This is a genomic window from Caballeronia sp. SEWSISQ10-4 2, from assembly GCF_030464885.1.
In the GTDB taxonomy this organism is placed as follows: Bacteria; Pseudomonadota; Gammaproteobacteria; order Burkholderiales; family Burkholderiaceae; genus Caballeronia.
Genome location: NZ_JALPRJ010000021.1, coordinates 70,389 through 89,020 on the forward strand (window position 1 = coordinate 70,389; position 18,632 = coordinate 89,020).

Consider the following 18,632-nt stretch of genomic DNA (forward strand, 5'->3'; position numbering starts at 1 on the left):
TACCTTAAATATAGCCTTATTCTCGAATTAGCCTGCCGAATCGAAAATCAAATCCTGAAAAAAATGTATACATAGGTGGGGACATGTTCCTGAAAAATGCTTGGTACGTCGCATGCATGCCAGATGAAATCACCGGCCGGCCGCTCGGCCGCCGGATCTGCAACGAGAGCATGGTGCTGTTTCGCGGACCTGATGGTGCGGTTGCCGCGCTCGAAGATTTCTGCCCGCACCGCGGCGCACCGCTTTCGCTGGGTTTCATGCGCGACGGCCAGCTGGTCTGCGGTTATCACGGCCTGACGATGGGCGTAGAGGGCAAATGCAGCGGCATGCCCGGACAGCGGATCGGCGGGTTTCCCGCGATCCGCCGCTTCCCCGCAGTCGAGCGTTACGGTTTCATCTGGGTATGGCCCGGCGATCCGCTGCAGGCCGATCCGGCCAGGATCCATCATCTCGAATGGGCGGAAAACCCTGAATGGGCACACGGCGGCGGCCTGTATCACATCGCCTGCGACTACCGTCTGATGATCGACAACCTGATGGACCTGACGCACGAGACCTACGTGCACGCATCGAGCATCGGCCAGGCGGAAATCGAGGAAGCCGCTCCGGAGACGAAGGTCGAGGGCGACACGGTCGTGACCCGCCGCTTCATGGAAAACATCATGCCGCCGCCGTTCTGGGCAGCGGCGCTGCGCGGTAATGGACTCGCCGATAACGTGCCGTGCGACCGCTGGCAGATCTGCCGCTTCACGCCGCCGAGCCACGTCATGATCGAGGTGGGTGTGGCGCACGCGGGCAAAGGCGGTTATCACGCTGATTCGCAGCACAAGGCGTCGAGCATCGTCGTCGACTTCATCACGCCGGAGACCGACACGTCGATCTGGTACTTCTGGGGCATGGCGCGCAATTTCAATCCGCAAGACACCAAGCTCACGGAGACGATCCGCGAAGGTCAGGGGAAGATTTTCGCCGAGGATCTCGAGATGCTCGAGGCGCAGCAGCGCAATCTGCTGGCGCATCCGGAGCGCAACCTGCTCAAGCTGAATATCGATGCGGGCGGTGTTCAGTCACGCCGGATCATCGAGCGGCTCATCGCGGGCGAACGTCAGCCTGTCGCGGCTTTGTCCTGAGGTCAGGTATGCAAGTCAGGATCATTCGCAAATATGACGTGGCCACCGATATCTGCGCGTTCGAGCTGGCAAGACCCGACAGTTCGGCATTGCCCGCCGCCTCGGCCGGTGCGCATATCGATGTCCATCTGGGCGATGGACTCGTGCGCCAGTATTCGCTGTGCAACCATCCCGACGATACCCACCGATACATGATCGGCGTGTTGCGTGAAGCGAATTCGCGCGGCGGTTCGATCGCGATGCACGCGCTCACCGAAGGCAGTCCGCTGGAAATCAGCGAACCGAAGAATCACTTCCCGTTGGCGCAGGCAGCTAGCCATTCGCTGTTGCTGGCGGGCGGTATCGGCGTGACGCCGATTCTCAGCATGGCCGAGCATCTCGCGGCTTTGGGGGCGTCGTTCGAGATGCACTATTGCACGCGCGATCCGGCGCGCGCCGCGTTCCGCGACCAGTTGGCCGATGCGCGGTTTGGCGGCCGTGTTTCTCTATACTTCGATACCGCGCCTGCCGATGAACGCGTGAACCTGAGAGCGCTATTGGCCGCGCCTGAACCCGGCAAGCATCTGTACGTATGCGGGCCGTCAGGATTCATAGGAGCGGTGCTGAATACCGCCGTCGCAGCGGGTTGGGATGAACGTAACCTGCATCGGGAGTACTTTGCGGCGGCGCCGCAGCCCGAAGCCGCGAGCGATGACTTCCAGGTCAAGCTGGCCAACAGCGGGCAGGTGATAGACGTCAAGGGTGGACAAAGCGTCATCGCGGCGTTGACGGCGGCCGGCGTCGAGGTCCCGACATCGTGCGAGCAGGGTGTATGCGGCACGTGCATGACGCGCGTGCTGTCCGGCGTGCCGGATCATCGGGACGTCTATCTGACCGATGAAGAACGGGCCGCCAACGATTGCTTCCTGCCGTGCTGTTCGCGTTCGAAGTCGCCCATGCTGGTGCTGGACCTGTGACGGCTGTGGTTATTCCTGGAGTGCAGTGAACGGAGCAAAGCACATGGAGCAAAACGATCAGACACAACGCGATGCAGGCGCATCGAGTTCCGCATCGCAGACGGTGAAGGCGCAGTTGGGTCTGCGTGAACTGATTCTGGCGGGCGAGCTGACGCCGGGATCGCGCATCACCGAATTGTGGGTGGTCGACAAACTGGGCGTCTCCCGCACGCCCGTGCGGGCGGCGCTGATGCACTTGCAGGACGAAGGCCTGCTCGATCCGTTGCCGTCGGGCGGCTATGCGGTGCGTTCGTTTACGGCCGCCGAAATCCATGACGCGATCGAGTTGCGGGGCACGCTTGAAGGCCTGGCCGCGCGGCTTGCAGCCGAGCGCGGAGTCGATTCGTCCTTGATGGCGTTGCTGCACGACTGCGTGGCGCGGATCGACGATGTCCTCGAAGACGCGGACCTGTCGGAGCAGAAGTTCTCGCAATACATCGAACTCAACGAACGCTTTCATCGCTTGCTGGCTTCGGCGTGCGGCAGCGGCGTCGTCGAGAAGCAATTGTCCAAAGCAATGGCCCTGCCGTTTGCGTCGCCTAGCGGGTTTGTCAAGGTGCAGGCGGTTGCGCCCGATGCACACAACGTGCTGATCGTGGCCCAGGCCCAACATCGTGCGGTACTCGAAGCAATCGAATACCGCGAGGGAGCGCGGGCCGAAGCGCTGATGCGTGAGCATGCCCGGATCGCGCATCGCAATCTGCAGAATGCGCTGAAGAACCAGCAGGCGCTGTCACACCTGTTCGGCGGCAATCTGATCCGGCAGTGGGCGCTCTAGGCGCTGCCTGAGGAAGCGAAAATACCAGCTCACGGCGCAGCTGATAACGGCGGCCGGAAAGCGATGACCGTGATAGAGCGATTTCGATTTCTTCATCACATCATCTTAAGCGACAGCCCGAGCAACTTGACAGTGCCCCAGCGGGTAAAACAGCCGGATGGTTCTAGTTGCGACTTCCATGAATGCCTCGTGTATAGCGATGAGACATTCAAACCGGATGCGCAGACGCTGAGGTTGTGCGGCCATGCGAAGGTATCTTCAGCCGAAGTTAACGTTGCATTCCTAAAATAAATGCTGGATACCAACAGAGACACCGGTTGTAGACCGGCCGGACGCCACGCCTGCGCCCGTGAGCGAGGCGACGCTATTTGTGCCCGACGCGTGTTGGTAGGTCACCTGCTGGTAGACGGTAGTTCTTTTCGAGAAGAGGTAAGCGTTCGAGATGGTAATGGTCTTCCAGTTTCCGCCGTCGAGATTTTCCACCCATCCGCCAATTGCGAGGACATCATCGGGCTTGATCGTCCAGTTCATACCAGCGTCAACTGTGTTGGCGTTACCCTGGCCAGTCGCCAATGTGATGCGCGATTGCGTAAACGTCGCGTGCAGAAGCACATTTTTCACCTGATACGATGCTCCGAGCCCCCAATTTACGAGCTTGTTGGCGACAACGCCCTCGGACTGAGGAAGTGGGGTTCCAAAGAGCGACGGAAGACCAATAAAGCTGGAGAGTTCCAGAAAGCGGTTGTTCTCGTTCGCGTAGGTGGCTGCCAGACTCAGCGGCCCGCCCTTGTATTGGACAAAGAAAGAGTAGTTCCTGCTTTCGCTGAAATTGCCGGCCACATTGCCAAATGCAAATTCTGCCCCCGAGGAGAATCCGCCAAAGGTCGGGCTCACATATTTCACCGCATTGTTGAACTGGAAGAAGTTGGCGATTTCATCCAGGTTACCCTCGTGAAGCGAGAGAATGTTGCCGAGGAGCAAAGGCGTTTGATAATTGGACAGAACGTCATACATGAAGCTGGGTTGGCGGCCGAGCGTCAACGTCCCATAGGTGTCCGACTGCAGTCCAACATACGCCTTCCTGTTGAATAGCGTTCCGGGAACAAGTTCCCGGCCATTGTTTAGCAGGTATTCGTTCTGAAGATCGAAGATGGTGCGTAACCCGCCACCGAGATCCTCAACTCCCTTCAAGCCGAAAATATCAGGTGAGTGCGTGTTTTCCTCCTGGTATAGGGCATGTCCTCCGACGTTGCTAATGTACTGTACTGCAGTGTCCGCAATTCCATATAAGGTAACGCTGGATTGCGCGTTGGCGGCACTGGTCACAGAAAGTGCGACGATCGCACCTGCCACCGTACGTCCAAAAATTGCCATGCCTGTCTCCGATCCGGTTGCTACTCTTCCGAAGAAGTTATATGAATAAAAGGAAGGGTAAAAAATGTGTACTACTGATGAAATGAGAAGCTAAAAATTCAAACGTTTATTCCGGCTGCTCGCCCGCCTCGATTGCCCCAGCCTCCCGGTGTTGCATTCAACAATAATGAATGACATAATGTATGTTGAACACTATAGGGGCCACCCCCGGACGTGTCAACATGACGACCGTCCGTGGAAACCCCGGGGCGGTGATTTTTATGACTTCCATATGGCCCAAAAATGACCAATTTGACTGCGAGGCGCGGCATCCAGTCTGTCGAGATTGCGTTCCGAATTCTTTCGGCGTTGCAGACGAGTGTGCGGGCACTGCCTCTTAAAGAAATTGCTGCGCTGTCCGAACTGTCGCCGAGCGCGACGAGCAACTACATGATTAGTCTGGTGCGGACCGGGCTTGCGTCGACGGACGAAAAACCGGGGTGTTACAAGCTCGGACCGGCGTCGCTTGCTTTGGGTATGAGCGCGATCAACCAACTGGACGGATTCGATATCGTTCGTCGGGAGGTGATCGCCTTGCGAGAAGCAACACTTAGTGGCGCGGCCGTGACCGCATGGACCGAAGATGGACCGGTCAGTCTCTTTAAGCAGGAGGGGCAGACGCGCAGTATTCTCGAGCTGAGAACAGGCCTGATTCCGCTGGTCACGACTGCCGCGGGAAAGCTGTTCATTGCCTGCCTTCAACCTGCGCGCACCGAGGATCTCATCAGCCGCGAACTGTCTGCGGACCAGAAATGGAGCCCGGCTTCCGTGCGGGAAGAAGCGATCACGGAATTGCGCAACTGCGGCTTCACAACGGTCCATCGCGGGGACATGGGTTACGTGTCTGTCGCGGCCCCTATCTGGGACAGGGACGGAGATGTCCGATTTGCCATCAGTCTCATCGGATCGCCTGCAACACTGAACACGGAAGTTGACGGTAAAGAGATCAGGGCGCTACTCGATAGTGCGGTTCGAGCTACGGTTGCAATGGGCGGAAAGGTCCCCGGCAAAATTGGGTAGAAGCCGGGCACTCAAAACCGATGCGCGCCATCTGTCTCGTCGGGCGATCGCAATAGACACGCTATAGCGAGGGCAGCGGCTTGCGCCGCGGCCTCCTCATCGCATTCGTCTTTCCGTCAGTCAGTCCCGGCTGCGGCAGCTGCCAACACGATGGAATTGAACGCCCCGGGCGCTTCAAGCTTCGGCATATGACCGATTGCATCGAGTACATGGAGTGTCGAATCTTGAGCAACCTCGTGAATCGGCCGGGCATGGTCGTCAATTGGAGCGAGGCGGTCCAGGTTGCCGACAATGACGGAGATCGGCGGCTGGATCGAAGGCACGACGGATGGCGTATACGTGGAGAACAGCATCTCCACGGCATGTTCCCAGCCTGTAGGGGTCACCGCATCTCTCAGCCGGGATACGACCGCCCGAACCAGCGGACCGGTGTTCGGAGCGAGCAGCGCGTTGACCACTGCGGCGCGCGCCTCGGTCGAGTGTGCCGCTGCGCTTCGCATCAGGACTTCTCGCGCCACGTCGCGCTCGACACCGGATAGATGCCCTCGTGCGACATTGGGCGCGCTCAATACGAGGGCGCGCGTAGCCGACGGGTAACCCGCCGCAAACGTGGCAGCGATGACACTACCCCATGAGCTGCCGACGACGGTTGCACGCGATATGCCGAGCGCGGACATCAGGTCCGCGAGAACATCTGCATAATCCGTGGCGGCTGGAGAGCTGATCGCAAAGGGACTGCTTTGCCCGTAGCCGGGGGCGTCCCAGGCAATCACCCGATGGTTCTTGCTCAGTGCAGCGAGCTGCGCGCGATATCCCGCCGAGCTCGAACCCATGCCGTGCAGCAGCATGATGGCGGGCGCGTGTTCGTCTCCGGCGGCCCGATACGTGATGACCGGTTTGTCGCCCAATATGGGGAGACTCAATTGCACGTGTTCGACGGCGGGTAACGAGGCTTCAAGGAGATGGCTATCTGTTTCAGTCATGATTGGAGTTTGGGCCGATATATCAGTCGTTTTAACTTGGGCAAATGCCAATTCACGCTTCTCTCAATGCAGCGGATATCTCATGCGCAGTGGTTCTTAGGGTTTCTGCAAAAGGGCCGTCCGCCGCGGCATCGAAACGCTCTGCGGGGCCGATGGCCGTCAGTGCCAGCAAGGCCAGTCCGCTCGGGGAAAGAATGGGCACGCTGATAGCGTTAGCGAGCACCCGGTCGTCATAAAACGGCCCGGGCCGCCTCGTCGCGACATGAGAAGCCCTTACGGATTCAAGTACGCTTGCGAGTGATGCCGCGGTGAGGGGCAGTGCGTCAGAGGCTTGTCGCCCGTTATCACGCAGCTCCGCTGTCACGAATCGATCGGTCGCTTCGGGCGGAAGGAACGCCGCGAGAGCCAACCCCGAAGCGGAAGATGTCACCGGTAGCACAAGCCCCAGCGGCAGATCGGCGGCCACAGGGGTGGTTGAGGCTTGCCACGCGATTACCGTGGGGCCGTGATTGCCCCACGCTACCAGCGCAAGTGTCTTGTCCAATGTGCGCGCGAGCCGCAACATGGCGCGGCTGGCCAGCCGGACAGCATGTGGCTGCGATTTCATCGCACCCCCCGTTCCGGCCGGCGCGAGGCCGAGCTCGTGCGGGTCGGCAACCAGATACTGCCCGCCACCAAATACCAGCGGCCGCCGCGTGCTCTGGCGAATGCAATCCACCGACCCGACAAATATGACATGGTCTCCCCCAGGATAGCGGGAGATCACCTTGCACTCCAGCCATGCGCTGCAATCGCGCAATAGTGGTAGCCCGTCGACGCCAAGGTCATAGTCGACGCCAGAGAATTTGTCCGGCGACCGGGTCGCAAAGTGATTGGCGAGGTCGAATTGGTGCTCAGCCAGGATGTTAATCGTGAATCTCTCGGCATCCTTGAAAGCCGAATGGCTTCCCGCAGAAGTCGCCTGACTCCATAAAACGAGCGGAGGGTCCAGGGAGACCGAGGAGAACGAATTTGCGGTGAGACCGTGCATTTGCCCCTCAGCATCGAGGGTGGTAACCACTGTGACACCGGTTACGAAGGACCCTAGTACGTCTCTCAGCTGGAGTTTGTCGAACGTCCTGATTGCAGGAGGCTCCTGGTCTAACGAAGTACCTCCGGTCATGACAGAACCTTTTGCGCCTCGCTGAACGCCGGCATGATGGACTCGTGAAACAGGCCGATAGATGTCTTCGCTTCGGAAACGGACATGTCTCCGAACATGAACGTTCCGATGAGGTAGTTGAACCCCCCGTCGCGCGCCTGCTCCAGCAGCTTTTCACGAACGGTTTCCGGACGGCCCACTACGGCGAGGCCTGACTCCACGAGCGGCTCGATCGTCGGCGGAAGCTTTTGGTTGACCGGTTCCGTCCCGTGCTTCTTCCAGAGCTTGAAAAAGTTCGGATAGAAGACGGACCACGCACGCGAGGCAATTTCCATGGCCTCCTGATCCGTTTCCGCGACAACGATATAGCGATTCACGCCGATGAGCGGCTCAGCGGCGGACGGATGCCGTTTTGCGAATTCTTCGCGATATCGATCAGTGATCGCTCTGACTCGCTGGGCCGGGCCGCCGCACACGATGTTCATCTTCTCCTGGGCGGGCCATACTGTCGACTCCGGCGATGCCAGCGCGTACCAGGTCGGAGGCGGCGTCTGCAGCGGCTTGAGCTCGATCGGCATGTCGTTGAATTGCCAGAACGTCCCCTTATAGTTGAGAGTATCAGAGCTCAAATACCGCTTGATGATTTCATACGACTCGACGTATCTGGCCTGAGCCGTGGCCGGATCGATACCGAGCGCATCAATTTCGTGAGGCGAGGCGCCTCGGCCCACGCCATACTCCAGGCGGCCGCCGCTCAGATTGTCGAGCATGCAAATCTCTTCGGCAAGACGCACGGGGTGGTGGATCGGGAGAATGTAGACCAGTGGAGACAGACGCAGTTTCTCGGTGCGCTGCGCGGCAGCGGCAAGAAACACGCTTTGAGACGGGCAAGCACTCAGCGTGGTCGCATGGTGTTCCGACATGTGATAGCAATGGAAGCCGAGCCTGTCGTAAAGCTCAATAATCTCCATCCTATCTTCGTACTGCTTATGAATAGGCAGCCCATTGCGGTCGTTTTGGTCGAATATACCGAATTTCATCGATTTTCCAGTAAGGTGATAAATGAGTGATCTTCTGACTTAGAGGGTCGAAGATTTGCTGAATACCTGAAAGATGTTCTCTTCCGGATCCTTGTAGGTGGCAACGATGCCGTGCGTGCCCATGTCGCGCTTCGCGAGTAGCTGGCCACCCGTGGACAGGATTTTCTGCCGAACCTCGTCTTGGGCCTCCCCCGCGACCTGGAAGACGGGGACGGCCCCGACGGCTCCTTCTGCTGCTTCCTCCGCCGAACTCAGTGCAAACGCGCTGCGCTGCAGACGGAATTGAGTCCACTTGTTCTCGTCGCGAAACTGGACAGGCATTCCCAGCGCCGATACATAGAAATCTTCCAACCTGGCAATATCCTTCGCGACGAAATAGACGGCTTGTATATCAACGTCTGCCATGGCAACACTCCAGTAAATTGTTATAGCGGGATTGATGTGACCTCATCGCCAAGGAGCATCACGCTGTGTGTTGTTCGTCTAGTCCAAGCTCGTCGCTCATGATTTTACGAATCAGGTATTTCTGGATCTTTCCCGTCACGGTGGTCGGAAACGAGTCGACAAAGCGGATGTATTTGGGGACCTTGTAATGCGCTATCCGGCCCTTGCAATAGTCACGCACTGCGGTATCGTCCAGAGCCGTTCCCTCCCTGACGACGATCCATGCGCATAGTTCCTCGCCGAAATGCTTGTCCGGTACGCCGACCACCTGCACGTCAAGAACGCCGGGGCAGGTATACAGAAACTCTTCGAGCTCTCGGGGATAAAGGTTTTCACCGCCGCGAATGACCATATCCTTGATTCGCCCGACGATGTTGACGTAGCCGTCCGAATCGATCGTGGCGAGATCGCCCGAGTGCATCCAGCCTTCGGCGTCAATTGCCTCGCGCGTCCTGTCGGGCTGGTTCCAGTAGCCAAGCATGACCGAGTAGCCGCGGGTGCAGAGTTCGCCGGTCTGACCGCGCTCCACAGTCTGGCCGCTCAGCGGGTCGATAATCTTCACGTCGAGGTGAGGCAACACCTGGCCGACCGTGGATACGCGCCTCTCGACCGGGGTATCTGTCATGCTTTGACAGCTCACCGGACTCGTTTCCGTCATGCCGAAGGCGATCGTGATCTCGGGCAGATGCATTTCACCGACAACCCGCTTCATGATCTCGATCGGGCAAGGCGAACCGGCCATGATGCCGGTGCGTAGGCTGCCCATATCGAACTCCGCAAAGCGCGGGTGATTGAGTGCAGCGATGAACATGGTCGGCACCCCGTACAGCGCTGTGCATTTTTCTGCCTGTACGGTCTTCAGAACGGCTTCGGCGTCGAAGCGCTCGGCGGGGTAGACAATCGTCGAACCATGAGTCAGGCAAGCCAGATTGCCCATGACCATGCCGAAGCAGTGGTACATCGGAACCGGGACGCATACGCGATCCACGTGGGTGAGCTTCATGCATTCACCCACGAAGAAACCGTTGTTCAGGATGTTGCGATGACTCAGCGTTGCGGCTTTGGGAAGCCCCGTCGTTCCGCTGGTGAACTGAATGTTGACGGCATCGTCCGGGCGGACGGTGCGGCGTATGTCCTGAAGCGATGCGCTGTCTGCAGCGTCGAAGCGGAGCAGGTCAGAGAAGCGTTGAGCGCCAGCTTCGTCCGGGCAGTCGGCCTCGTCTATCCACCAGATCGTCTCAAGGCTCGGCAACCGTGCTTTTCCCAGTTCCCGCAACATGTTCAGATACTCGCTCGAGCGGTATCGAACCATCGTCACGATGGCCTTGCAGCCCACCAGGTTGAGTGCATGCTCCAGCTCTGAGGTCCGATAGGCCGGATTGATGTTGACGAGTATCAATCCGGCCTTTGCAGTAGCTAACTGCAGCAGCAGCCAGGCGATGTTCGTGTGGGACCAGATTCCGATCCGGTCGCCCGGCTTGAGCCCTGAGTCGAGAAGTGCAGCCGAAAGCCGGTCCGACTTTTTGCGAAGTTCGCTGTAGCTTAGCCGAACCCCTTCATGCCGGCTGACTACCGCAACGTGGTCGCCCATTTTGCTGGCGACTTCGTCGAATGCATCGCCAATGGTTTTGTCGACCAGCTCTGGGGAACGTGTTCCGCGTTCATGGGAAAGCGTCTTCATCGGTATCTTCCGTGCAATGGACTTGCCTGTAGGCTCATTTGCCGAGAAAAACGACCGGCGCTGGTTCTTCGCCACGAACGACGGCTTCTGCACGGGCAGTTCGCCCTTTCCTGGCGTCTTCCGTCGTGTGCAGTCCCATGGTGAGGTCGAGGATCAGCGCGTCGGCACCAGGCACGCCTCCGCCCGACCATGCCTTGAGGAGGGCGCGAATGGCGCCATACGAGCGCGTAGGCCCGTTGGCAAGCTTGATGGCAAGATCCTCGGCGACATGCTCGACCTGATCGTCGCTGACCACGAAAGCGGCAACGCCAAGCTGACCGGCGGTTGTGCCGGACATGGGCTCGCTTAGCATCGCGTAGCGCGCTGCATACGCACGACCCGCTCTTTCCGCCAGGCGCTGCACGCCGCCCGCGACAGGTGCCGAGCCAACGGACGCTTCAATGCACCGAAAGGTGGCGTTCTCCGCCGCAACGATGAAGTCGCAAGCGAGAGCCAGCTCGAATGCGCCGCCGAATGCTGCGCCGCGCACTGCGGCAATCGTCGGAATCTGGAGGGATTCGATTGACCGATAGGTATGGTGAATCTGCGATATGAACGTTCGCCAATCATCGAAACCTTTGTCGATGAAATCGAGGACGTCGCCACCCTTGCTGAAATCGGGGCCCTGTGCACGGATCAGGAGGGACCGGATATCGGCCTTGCTGGCTTCCCGGACGGAGCTCTCAAGGCAGTCAGCGAAATCAGCCGCGATGAGATTCGAAGGAGGATTGGCTAATACGATATGGCCTACGTTCTGACGACGTTCAAAATAGGTGCTTTTCATTGAAAGGAATCCTTAATAGATGATGGCGATCCTAAAAGCCTTGATGTCTCCTGCCAGGCCTTATGCTTACATTCAACAATAGTGAACGCATACAGCATAGTTGCATATTAGGATGCCGACGAAGGCGTGTCAAGCCATTTGCCGATGACAGGATGCTTGGGATTGCACCTAGGGTGCATCCGCAGCCAAGGCGTCTAGGAGATGCCGGGCGGCTGGAACCGTGCCGCGGCGCGTGGGGAAGATCGCGTGGACGAGGTTTGGCGTCGTAGCCAGGCCGCCAGCAGGTGTTGCAACCGGCCGGTCTGAATATCGGCGTCCACAAGCTCGGGTTTTGTCGCAATAGAGCGTTCTGGTAATCCGGCTCAATTGAAATGACGTGTGGGTCAAGGATGAAGTCGCTGGATCATATGATCTGCAAGGAGGAGATGAAACACACTGGCAAAATCAAGCCATCTGCGGCCTGCCAGTTCTACTCGTTGGTGACGAAAACCATCCTCACCACATCGCCTTTGTACGACTCAACCGCCTTAGCGCGACAGAATCGAGATTTGACTGAATGGTCTGAGCGCGTTAGAAATCGGCGTACATGCGCCGGGATTGAAGATTCCGTGCGGATCGAGACGCGCTTTTAGTTGCCGATGAAACCGCATTAGGGCTTTGTCAAATTGCCGGAGCTGTCGCGTAAGATCGTGTGATGAAAAATTCTAAATCGCTTTATCACGGCCACCGTTTTCCGGCTCCCGTCATCTGCTGCGCAGTGCGTTGGTATTTTCGGTTTCAGTTGAGCCTGCGTGACATCGAAGAGTTGCTGTTCGAGCGCGGTATCGTGGTCAGTTACGAAACCGTGCGCCGCTGGTGCGATAAATTTGGCGCGGGGTTCGCGCATCGCGTCAAGACTGCTCGCCGCAAGCCTGGCACCTCGACGAGGTTTTTGCGTCACTGCGCGGCGAGCCTTATCTGCCGTGGCGAGCAGTCGACCAGCACGGCGTCGAGTTCGATATCCTGCTGCAGAAGCGTCGCGATAAGGCTGCGGCCAAGCGGTTTTTCAAGCGCGTACTTGCCGCTTGTCCCGAAGGACCACGTAAGATCGTGACGAACCAACTACGCGGCTCCCCGGCGGCGAAGGCCGAGATTCCGAAACTGGCCGAGGTAAAACACGTTTTCGTCAAAGCTAGCGCCCGGTTGAACAACCGAGCCGAAAACAGTCATCAGCCAACACGTGAACGCGAGCGACGCATCCCCCAAGGGGACTTCCTTCGGGGCATGCGTAGCTTTCGCGATCCTAAACGTGCGCAAGCATTCTTGTCGAACTTCGGCCCGATCCGCCAGCACTTCGCGCTCAAGCGACATCTACTACGTGCCTCGCTCTACCGCAAACAACTCGGCGAACGCTCTGCCGCCTGGCGGCGTTTCGCCGAGCTCGCCCAAACTCCGTCCGCCTTCTGAGAAGATGACGCGCCTTTACGTCACCGCGTCTCGGCCTCTTTAACGTGACAACGCCCGCCGTAGCAAAGAGAGGGTTATGCGCTCGACTTGGGATCGGGGGGCAGGGTCAGTAATGCGTGCCTCGGCGCCAGGGCATTAATCAGGATGCCACTAATCCAGAGCTGGTGATTCTTGTGCTAACGGCGCAGATACTTCACGACGCGGTTCGTTCTCCTTTTCTCCTGCAACTTCTCCGTGGTCGGAGCGAACCCGCCCAAGCAGCGCGAAGACCAGAACAGCAGCAGCCAAGGTCAGGATAATCGCCACCCAAAGAAGCTTCTTGAACGCAAGATCATAGGCCAGGAGCAGGTGCTCATGATCAAAGCCCGAAAGGATCGATCCGGCTTTCGCCAGCGTTCCGGCGGCGAGTTGCGCTGCACCTGATGCCAGGGTATCCGGATTCTGATCAGGCCTGATGTCGGTCAGGGTTTGCCGGGCGAAAAACGCCAGCAATGAACCCACGATCGCCATGGCCGTGCTATCAATCGAGACACGCAAAGCGCCGAAGATGCCGACAGCCATCCCGGCTTTGTCGCTAGGGACGACACTGACGGCAAGGTTATCCATCAACCCCCATGGAATGGCGGCACCCAGGCCAATCAGAAGCAGATCCACGCGCATCAGGATGCCGTGATCTCCGAGTGGCACCTGGGTGAGTAGAACGAGCCCCGCGACCGAAATGAGCATGCCCAGACCCGACAGGATGCCAACCGGAATAAATCGGGTAAGCATTGCCGAGAGGAACGGGATAAAGAGCAGCGGTGCTGAAAAATAAAGCATCAGTATCCCGGCATCTAGGGCATTGAGCCCTTCAATCCCGATAAACCGCAGAGGCAGAATAACGAGCAGCGCAATATATGAATACGCTGTCGCGAGCGGCAGAAGCTGCGCGCCCACGAAGCGCGGATAGCGGAATAGACTGAGATCGAGCATGGGGTTCAAGACCTTCATCTCGATCACAACAAAAAGGACCAGCACCAGACCGCTCGCCAGAAAGAGTCCCAAGACAAGCGAGCTCGTCCATCCATGTACCGGGGCTTCGACCACTGCGAAGGTGAAGAGCGTCAGCATGAGGGTGAAGGTGCCGGCGCCTGCCCAGTCGAGACCATGCGCCGAAGGATTCTTGCTGTCAGTCATGAAGAAAATGCACAGCATCAGTGCGATAAAACTGATCAGCGCACTACTGAGAAAGACCGCATGCCAGCTGGCAAAAGCAATCAGAATGCCGGCCAGAGTCGGGCCGAAGGCGAGGCCTGCGCCAAACGCGATGCCGATAAGGCTGAAAATCCTGACGCGTGCAGGACCTTCAAATTCCTGCGCCAGCATTGACACGCCGCCTGCATACGCACAGGCAGCCGCAAGACCATGCGGGACGCGAAGGAAGTCAAGCCACAAAACGCTTGGTGCGAGCGGCATCAGAAGCGAAACGAGCGTCATGACCAACATGCCGGCGAAGAAGATTTTCTTGCGGCCATAGTGATCGGCAAGCGCACCCGCCACCATCAGGGTACTGCCGCAGGCGAGCATGAAGGCATTGGTGATCCATGAAAGGGCAATGGTCCCTCCCGCAAGGTCACGACTGATGTAGGTTTGGGCGGCAGGCCCCGCCGAAAGACTTAAAGGCAAGCTGATGCAGGCCAAAATCACTGCAATGAGAACAAGGGTTTTGGCGCGTGCGGACCGTGGCACTGTCGGGGAAGCATTCGTGGAGTGCTGGTGCATCGATCAGATTCCCTAAGGTTTATGCGATACAGGAGAACCGAACCGGGCGTCTCCCGGTTCTGCGGACGGGTCAATCCTAGGGGTGTCAGCGTCATGGATAAAGAAAGACAATGCGAATTCATCTGTCGGGAAACACGAATAATGAAAAACTGGCTGCATGCTGCGGTTGAATCGTCAACTGTCGGGTAGCAGCAGCGCAGCGATGAGTCACTGCTAACTGAGACGGACGGTCAATTGCGTTCGGGAGCGGCTGAAACATTAGAGACGGAACGAACCGGATAACCATCGAATCAATATCGAATGAATGGGAATCCGATATGACAATCACGAAACGGCCGACCACTACCAATACCGCCACAATCGAGGAATTCATCGGCCACGCGCCTTGGGGTCAGTCGTGCGGCGGCAATCGCACTCGCAATGTCTCGTTTCATAGAAGGGGAGAGGACCGCGACCAGCATGTGACATGTAGGTCGCGGCGACTGCTTTGGGTTCCGATCGTTTGCCCACGCAGCCAAGATGAGCTTTTGTGCACTTCCAGTTCGCCAGCGAACGATCAGGTTAACCCATGGCCCCAGACAGGGTTTCTATTTCAGTACCCCAACCTGAACTGTCCCAGTTGGTTTCGTCCATTTCATCGCAATCATGGCTGTGCTTAAGCAACTCAGCGGACGGGGCTAAGGACACGCGTTGCGCAGTCACTCGATGGAGGCGTCCCCTAAAAACCGATTCAATATTTATTAGAATCCACCTGATTTCTTGGCCCACAGAATGCGGCCAGTCGCAAGCGGCAGGTGTCCCAGTTGCGATGCCATCCGGTACGTTGCCCCGGAGGTCAAGCGTCAGAAGCCGAATCCACCACCGTCGACATTCAGCACCTGCCCGGTGATAAAACGCGCATCGTCCGATGCGAGGAATGCCAGAGCGCCGGTCAGGTCGTCAGGAAGCTCGGTACGCGGAATAAACTGGCGGGCGCGCACGGCATCGAACGCTTCGGCCGGCAGATTCGCTGCACTGCCCGCGTGGCGTGTCAGCCCCGGGGAAATCGCATTGACGGTGATACCACGTTCACCGAGTTCGGCCGCGAGCGCACGCGTCAGTCCGATCACGGCCATCTTGCTGCACGCGTAGGCGGACATGCCCGGCGGCGGCCCCCAGATAGTGCTGGACGCCAGATTAATGATCCGTCCCCAGCGCCGCTCGGCCATGCCGAGCGAGAACGCCTGGGCGAGCAGGAACGGCGCGTCGATGTTGATGGTCATGATCTGTCGCCACAGTGCCGCCGTAATGGACGCCAGCGGCACCATCGGCATGAAGGCGGCGTTATTGACCAGCACATCGACCTTGCCGACCTGTTCGAGTACCCGCGCCGCGAAGCGCTCGACATGGGCGGGATCGGCGAGATCGCAGGCGAACGTCGTGGCGCGACCGCCGGCCGCGTTGATCTGCGAGACCAGCGTGTCGCACGGTTCACGGTCGGTCAAGACCAGTTCATGGCCGCTTGCCGCGAGGCGCAGCGCGAACGCTTCGCCCAGTCCGCCAGCGGCGCCAGTAACAACGGCCACGCGGCCGTTGGACTTGTTTGAGGTATTCACGTTAGTGCGTCTCCTATCGTACGTATTTTGAAAGCGTGACCTGTCAAAGCGGTGCGCGCAGGGCTTGTTGCGCCTCGACCATCACGCGCGTATGTTCTTCACGCGAGCCGCCTTCCTGCTCGATCTGACCCATGCGGCCCGAAGCCGTGACCACCAGTCGCGCGCGGTCGTAGTGGCGGCCCGCGTAAGCGATCAACGCTCCTTCCAGGGAATGGCGGCGCTGCAGTTCCTCAGCCAGCACAATGGCGCCTTCAACGGCGATCCCGGCGCCCGACGCCAGGTGCGGGGTGGTTGCGTGCACCGCGTCGCCGAGCAGCACGATACGCCCTTTGTGCCACGGCGCTGAGATCATGTGGCCGACGAGCGGCCGGTACAGCACGCGGTGATTCTTGAGGGAACCGTCCAGCAATCCGGCGCGGAATTCGCCAATCGCACCGCCGAACTCCTCCAGCAACCCGGCGAGCACGAGCGGCCATTGTTCCGGTGCGATGAAGTCGGTCCCGTCGCGCTTGTCGAGCACGAACAGATAGCATTCGGTCGCGCTGATCGGGTTCATCCCCGCTTTGGTGGTCTCGCCCATGTAGATCGTCGAGTTTTCCCGCAGACGCGGCACCACCGCGCGCCATGATCCTTGGCCTGTGAACTTCGGACCGGCAAAATCCGGCACTACGAGCTTGCGCACGGCTGAGTTGACGCCGTCCGCACCGATCACCAGATCGTAGCGACCGCGGCCACCATCCGTGAAGAGGACGTCGACGCCTTCTTCATCTTGCGTGATAGTTCCGAAGCTCAGGCCGAGCTTGACGTTCGCGCCCGCATCGTGGGTGGCGTCGCCGAGGATGTCAGCGAGCACGGTGCGCATGATGCCCGCGCCACCCGGCAGATCTTCCGCTCCGAGCGCCGGTGCGGCGGGCACGGTGGCGTTCAGTTGCCCGTTCACGTCGCAGATGTCGATGGCGCTCCACGAGCCACCCCGGCGCAGCACCTCGTCGACGACACCGACTTCGTGCAGGCTGCGCAGCGACGGGCCGCTGATGGTGATACCGGCACCGTCCGGTGCCCATTGCGGATTGATTTCGATGAGATCGACGGCGATGCCCTGCCTGCGCAGCATGATCGCGGCACACATGCCGCCGATGCCGCCCCCAACGATCAGGACCTTCTTGACCAGTGCCATAGTGTGTCTCTGTATGCGATGTGGAATCGTCCGGTCAGGCGACCGAACCGCCGAGCTGTTCCGCCAGCCAGTCGGCAATCTGGTTGCCGGCGTTCAATGGGTTATCGAGCGAACTGTGTTCGACGCCGCCTTCGCGGGCCGTGAAAATGATCAGATCCTTCTTCGGACTGTTGACGAGCTGTTCAAAGGTCTGATGGGCATACCGCAAGGGGATCTGACGGTCGTTCTCGCCGTGCGTGACGAGAAAGGGCACGCGAATGCGATCCAGCACGCCGTCCAGGTGCATGTGCGCGGCCTTGGCGAAGAACTCGTCCATGTCCGTCGCGCCGAATACCCACTGCACGTGTTTCCAGTAGTGGGGCACCGGGTTTTCTCCTTCACGCTTCAGGCGGGCCTGCTGCACTTCGCGCCAGTCGTGGTTCGCGCCCCAGACGGCACCGCACGCGAAGCGCGGTTCGAACGCCACTGCGCGCGGGCAGTAATAACCGCCCAGCGACACGCCCAGTGCACCGATCCGCTGCGGATCGACTTCATCATGCTGCTGCAGCCAGTCGACGATCGGAGTGGCCCAGACTTCGGTGTTGTGCACGGCGGGCAGGTTGGCGAGGCGCAAGGCCTCGCCGGTGCCCGGCTGGTCGATGAACAGTGCGGACAGTCCACGCCGCGCGAACATCGTGCCCATCACGCTTTTCTGCAGCATCTCCTTGGTCGAGTCGAGCCCGTTCATCACGACGACGACCGGCGCGCGTTGTCCCGGTGCTAGGTTTTCGGCCCGCACATACAGCGCAGCCAGATGCGTATCGCCGTAGGGAATCTCCACACGCACGCAGTTTTCCCGGCCCAGCTTGCGACCTTGTTCGAAGAGCGCCAGCGAATGCTGGTAGATCGCGAGGCGGGCCTCGAAGCCGTGTGCCTGCATTCGCTCGGCGATGCAGCAATAGAGGCCGGCGCGGCCGAGTTTTTCGCCTGCGGACAAGGTGTAGCCGCGCGCCAGATCGCCGTCGGCCAACGCGATCAGTTTGTCCGCGCCGCCTTTCCACGCTTCATAGAAGGCCAGTGTGCCGGGGTCGTCGCCGGCGCGAGCTGCCTCCAGCAGAGGCGCGCACATTGCATCCACCTCTCCGATATTGCCGCCATGCGTGAGGGCGATCATCGTCGAGAGGCTCCAGACGTAGTTGGTTGGAAAGTACTGGAACATGGTGTGG

At 59.2% G+C, this 18,632-nt stretch carries 16 protein-coding genes and 2 pseudogenes; 5 read left to right on the forward strand and 13 right to left on the reverse strand.

The genetic code is table 11. From position 1 onward, the window contains the following. Window positions 1–83: 83 nt before the first annotated feature. The 3 genes from M0D69_RS16310 to M0D69_RS16320 are packed head-to-tail and all read left to right on the forward strand — an operon-like array spanning window position 84 to window position 2,903. Entirely contained in the window at window positions 84–1,130 is a 1,047-nt protein-coding gene (locus M0D69_RS16310) for an aromatic ring-hydroxylating dioxygenase subunit alpha (RefSeq protein ID WP_301782991.1), read from the forward strand. Between the two features lie 8 nt (window positions 1,131–1,138). Continuing rightward, window positions 1,139–2,086 (forward strand): PDR/VanB family oxidoreductase, encoded by a 948-nt coding sequence (locus M0D69_RS16315; RefSeq protein WP_301782992.1) that lies wholly within the window; start codon window positions 1,139–1,141, stop codon window positions 2,084–2,086. Window positions 2,087–2,129: 43 nt separating this feature from the next. After that, complete coding sequence (locus tag M0D69_RS16320; protein ID WP_301782993.1) at window positions 2,130–2,903, forward strand: GntR family transcriptional regulator; 774 nt, start codon at window positions 2,130–2,132, stop codon at window positions 2,901–2,903. Window positions 2,904–2,915: 12 nt separating this feature from the next. Here the strand turns inward: M0D69_RS16320 and M0D69_RS16325 are convergent. Both M0D69_RS16325 and M0D69_RS16330 read right to left on the reverse strand, forming a co-directional pair. Continuing rightward, window positions 2,916–2,999, reverse strand: a pseudogene (locus M0D69_RS16325) (IS6 family transposase); the annotation flags it as partial. Window positions 3,000–3,185: 186 nt separating this feature from the next. Next, entirely contained in the window at window positions 3,186–4,277 is a 1,092-nt protein-coding gene (locus M0D69_RS16330; protein WP_301782994.1) for a porin, read from the reverse strand. A gap of 282 nt (window positions 4,278–4,559) precedes the next feature. Here M0D69_RS16330 and M0D69_RS16335 point away from each other — a divergent pair, with 282 nt between their 5' ends. Further along, the gene (locus tag M0D69_RS16335; RefSeq protein WP_301782995.1) at window positions 4,560–5,336 is read left to right on the forward strand and encodes an IclR family transcriptional regulator; all 777 of its coding nucleotides are present in this window, start codon (window positions 4,560–4,562) and stop codon (window positions 5,334–5,336) included. 116 nt (window positions 5,337–5,452) lie between these two features. Here M0D69_RS16335 and M0D69_RS16340 read toward each other — a convergent pair whose 3' ends face one another. The 7 genes from M0D69_RS16340 to M0D69_RS43780 all read right to left on the reverse strand — a co-directional run bounded on the left by M0D69_RS16340 (window position 5,453) and on the right by M0D69_RS43780 (window position 12,098). Continuing rightward, window positions 5,453–6,319 (reverse strand): alpha/beta fold hydrolase, encoded by an 867-nt coding sequence (locus M0D69_RS16340; RefSeq protein ID WP_301782996.1) that lies wholly within the window; start codon window positions 6,317–6,319, stop codon window positions 5,453–5,455. A gap of 52 nt (window positions 6,320–6,371) precedes the next feature. Then, the gene (locus tag M0D69_RS16345) at window positions 6,372–7,481 is read right to left on the reverse strand and encodes a flavin reductase (protein ID WP_301782997.1); all 1,110 of its coding nucleotides are present in this window, start codon (window positions 7,479–7,481) and stop codon (window positions 6,372–6,374) included. Continuing rightward, on the reverse strand, window positions 7,478–8,500 hold the full coding sequence (locus M0D69_RS16350; protein ID WP_301782998.1) for an LLM class flavin-dependent oxidoreductase: 1,023 nt from the start codon (window positions 8,498–8,500) through the stop codon (window positions 7,478–7,480). The genes M0D69_RS16345 and M0D69_RS16350 overlap by 4 nt, the downstream gene beginning before the upstream one ends. Before the next feature lie 39 nt (window positions 8,501–8,539). Next, complete coding sequence (locus M0D69_RS16355) at window positions 8,540–8,905, reverse strand: VOC family protein (RefSeq protein WP_301782999.1); 366 nt, start codon at window positions 8,903–8,905, stop codon at window positions 8,540–8,542. A 58-nt stretch (window positions 8,906–8,963) separates the two neighbouring features. Then, window positions 8,964–10,625 carry an AMP-binding protein gene (locus M0D69_RS16360; protein WP_301783039.1) on the reverse strand — a complete coding sequence of 554 codons (1,662 nt, stop codon included), beginning with the start codon at window positions 10,623–10,625 and terminating at the stop codon, window positions 8,964–8,966. 34 nt (window positions 10,626–10,659) lie between these two features. After that, entirely contained in the window at window positions 10,660–11,448 is a 789-nt protein-coding gene (locus M0D69_RS16365; protein WP_301783000.1) for an enoyl-CoA hydratase/isomerase family protein, read from the reverse strand. 527 nt (window positions 11,449–11,975) lie between these two features. Beyond that, complete coding sequence (locus tag M0D69_RS43780) at window positions 11,976–12,098, reverse strand: hypothetical protein (RefSeq protein ID WP_367619720.1); 123 nt, start codon at window positions 12,096–12,098, stop codon at window positions 11,976–11,978. Between the two features lie 44 nt (window positions 12,099–12,142). Between M0D69_RS43780 and M0D69_RS16370 the strand changes: the two are divergent. Further along, a pseudogene (locus M0D69_RS16370) lies at window positions 12,143–12,894 on the forward strand (IS6 family transposase). Between the two features lie 150 nt (window positions 12,895–13,044). Here M0D69_RS16370 and M0D69_RS16375 read toward each other — a convergent pair. The 4 genes from M0D69_RS16375 to M0D69_RS16390 all read right to left on the reverse strand — a co-directional run bounded on the left by M0D69_RS16375 (window position 13,045) and on the right by M0D69_RS16390 (window position 18,625). Further along, window positions 13,045–14,655, reverse strand: a complete 1,611-nt coding sequence (locus tag M0D69_RS16375) for an MFS transporter (protein WP_301783001.1) — start codon at window positions 14,653–14,655, stop codon at window positions 13,045–13,047. An 842-nt stretch (window positions 14,656–15,497) separates the two neighbouring features. Then, complete coding sequence (locus M0D69_RS16380; protein ID WP_301783002.1) at window positions 15,498–16,250, reverse strand: SDR family NAD(P)-dependent oxidoreductase; 753 nt, start codon at window positions 16,248–16,250, stop codon at window positions 15,498–15,500. Window positions 16,251–16,293: 43 nt separating this feature from the next. Further along, window positions 16,294–17,427: an FAD-dependent oxidoreductase gene (locus M0D69_RS16385; protein ID WP_301783003.1), complete on the reverse strand. Its 1,134-nt coding sequence runs from the start codon at window positions 17,425–17,427 to the stop codon at window positions 16,294–16,296. A 34-nt stretch (window positions 17,428–17,461) separates the two neighbouring features. Further along, a complete protein-coding gene (locus M0D69_RS16390) occupies window positions 17,462–18,625 on the reverse strand; it encodes a S9 family peptidase (RefSeq protein ID WP_301783004.1) in 1,164 nt (387 codons plus the stop codon). Between the last annotated feature and the right edge of the window lie 7 nt (window positions 18,626–18,632).

What these genes read in the sequence shown, in the direction of transcription:
- M0D69_RS16310 (WP_301782991.1), top strand. Translation starts at nt 84, where the DNA reads ATGTTCCTGAAAAATGCTTGGTACGTCGCATGCATGCCAGATGAAATC.
- M0D69_RS16315 (WP_301782992.1), top strand. Translation starts at nt 1,139, where the DNA reads ATGCAAGTCAGGATCATTCGCAAATATGACGTGGCCACCGATATCTGC.
- M0D69_RS16320 (WP_301782993.1), top strand. Translation starts at nt 2,130, where the DNA reads ATGGAGCAAAACGATCAGACACAACGCGATGCAGGCGCATCGAGTTCC.
- M0D69_RS16330 (WP_301782994.1), bottom strand. Translation starts at nt 4,277, where the DNA reads ATGGCAATTTTTGGACGTACGGTGGCAGGTGCGATCGTCGCACTTTCT.
- M0D69_RS16335 (WP_301782995.1), top strand. Translation starts at nt 4,560, where the DNA reads ATGACCAATTTGACTGCGAGGCGCGGCATCCAGTCTGTCGAGATTGCG.
- M0D69_RS16340 (WP_301782996.1), bottom strand. Translation starts at nt 6,319, where the DNA reads ATGACTGAAACAGATAGCCATCTCCTTGAAGCCTCGTTACCCGCCGTC.
- M0D69_RS16345 (WP_301782997.1), bottom strand. Translation starts at nt 7,481, where the DNA reads ATGACCGGAGGTACTTCGTTAGACCAGGAGCCTCCTGCAATCAGGACG.
- M0D69_RS16350 (WP_301782998.1), bottom strand. Translation starts at nt 8,500, where the DNA reads ATGAAATTCGGTATATTCGACCAAAACGACCGCAATGGGCTGCCTATT.
- M0D69_RS16355 (WP_301782999.1), bottom strand. Translation starts at nt 8,905, where the DNA reads ATGGCAGACGTTGATATACAAGCCGTCTATTTCGTCGCGAAGGATATT.
- M0D69_RS16360 (WP_301783039.1), bottom strand. Translation starts at nt 10,625, where the DNA reads ATGAAGACGCTTTCCCATGAACGCGGAACACGTTCCCCAGAGCTGGTC.
- M0D69_RS16365 (WP_301783000.1), bottom strand. Translation starts at nt 11,448, where the DNA reads ATGAAAAGCACCTATTTTGAACGTCGTCAGAACGTAGGCCATATCGTA.
- M0D69_RS43780 (WP_367619720.1), bottom strand. Translation starts at nt 12,098, where the DNA reads ATGCGGTTTCATCGGCAACTAAAAGCGCGTCTCGATCCGCACGGAATC.
- M0D69_RS16375 (WP_301783001.1), bottom strand. Translation starts at nt 14,655, where the DNA reads ATGCACCAGCACTCCACGAATGCTTCCCCGACAGTGCCACGGTCCGCA.
- M0D69_RS16385 (WP_301783003.1), bottom strand. Translation starts at nt 17,427, where the DNA reads ATGGCACTGGTCAAGAAGGTCCTGATCGTTGGGGGCGGCATCGGCGGC.
- M0D69_RS16390 (WP_301783004.1), bottom strand. Translation starts at nt 18,625, where the DNA reads ATGTTCCAGTACTTTCCAACCAACTACGTCTGGAGCCTCTCGACGATG.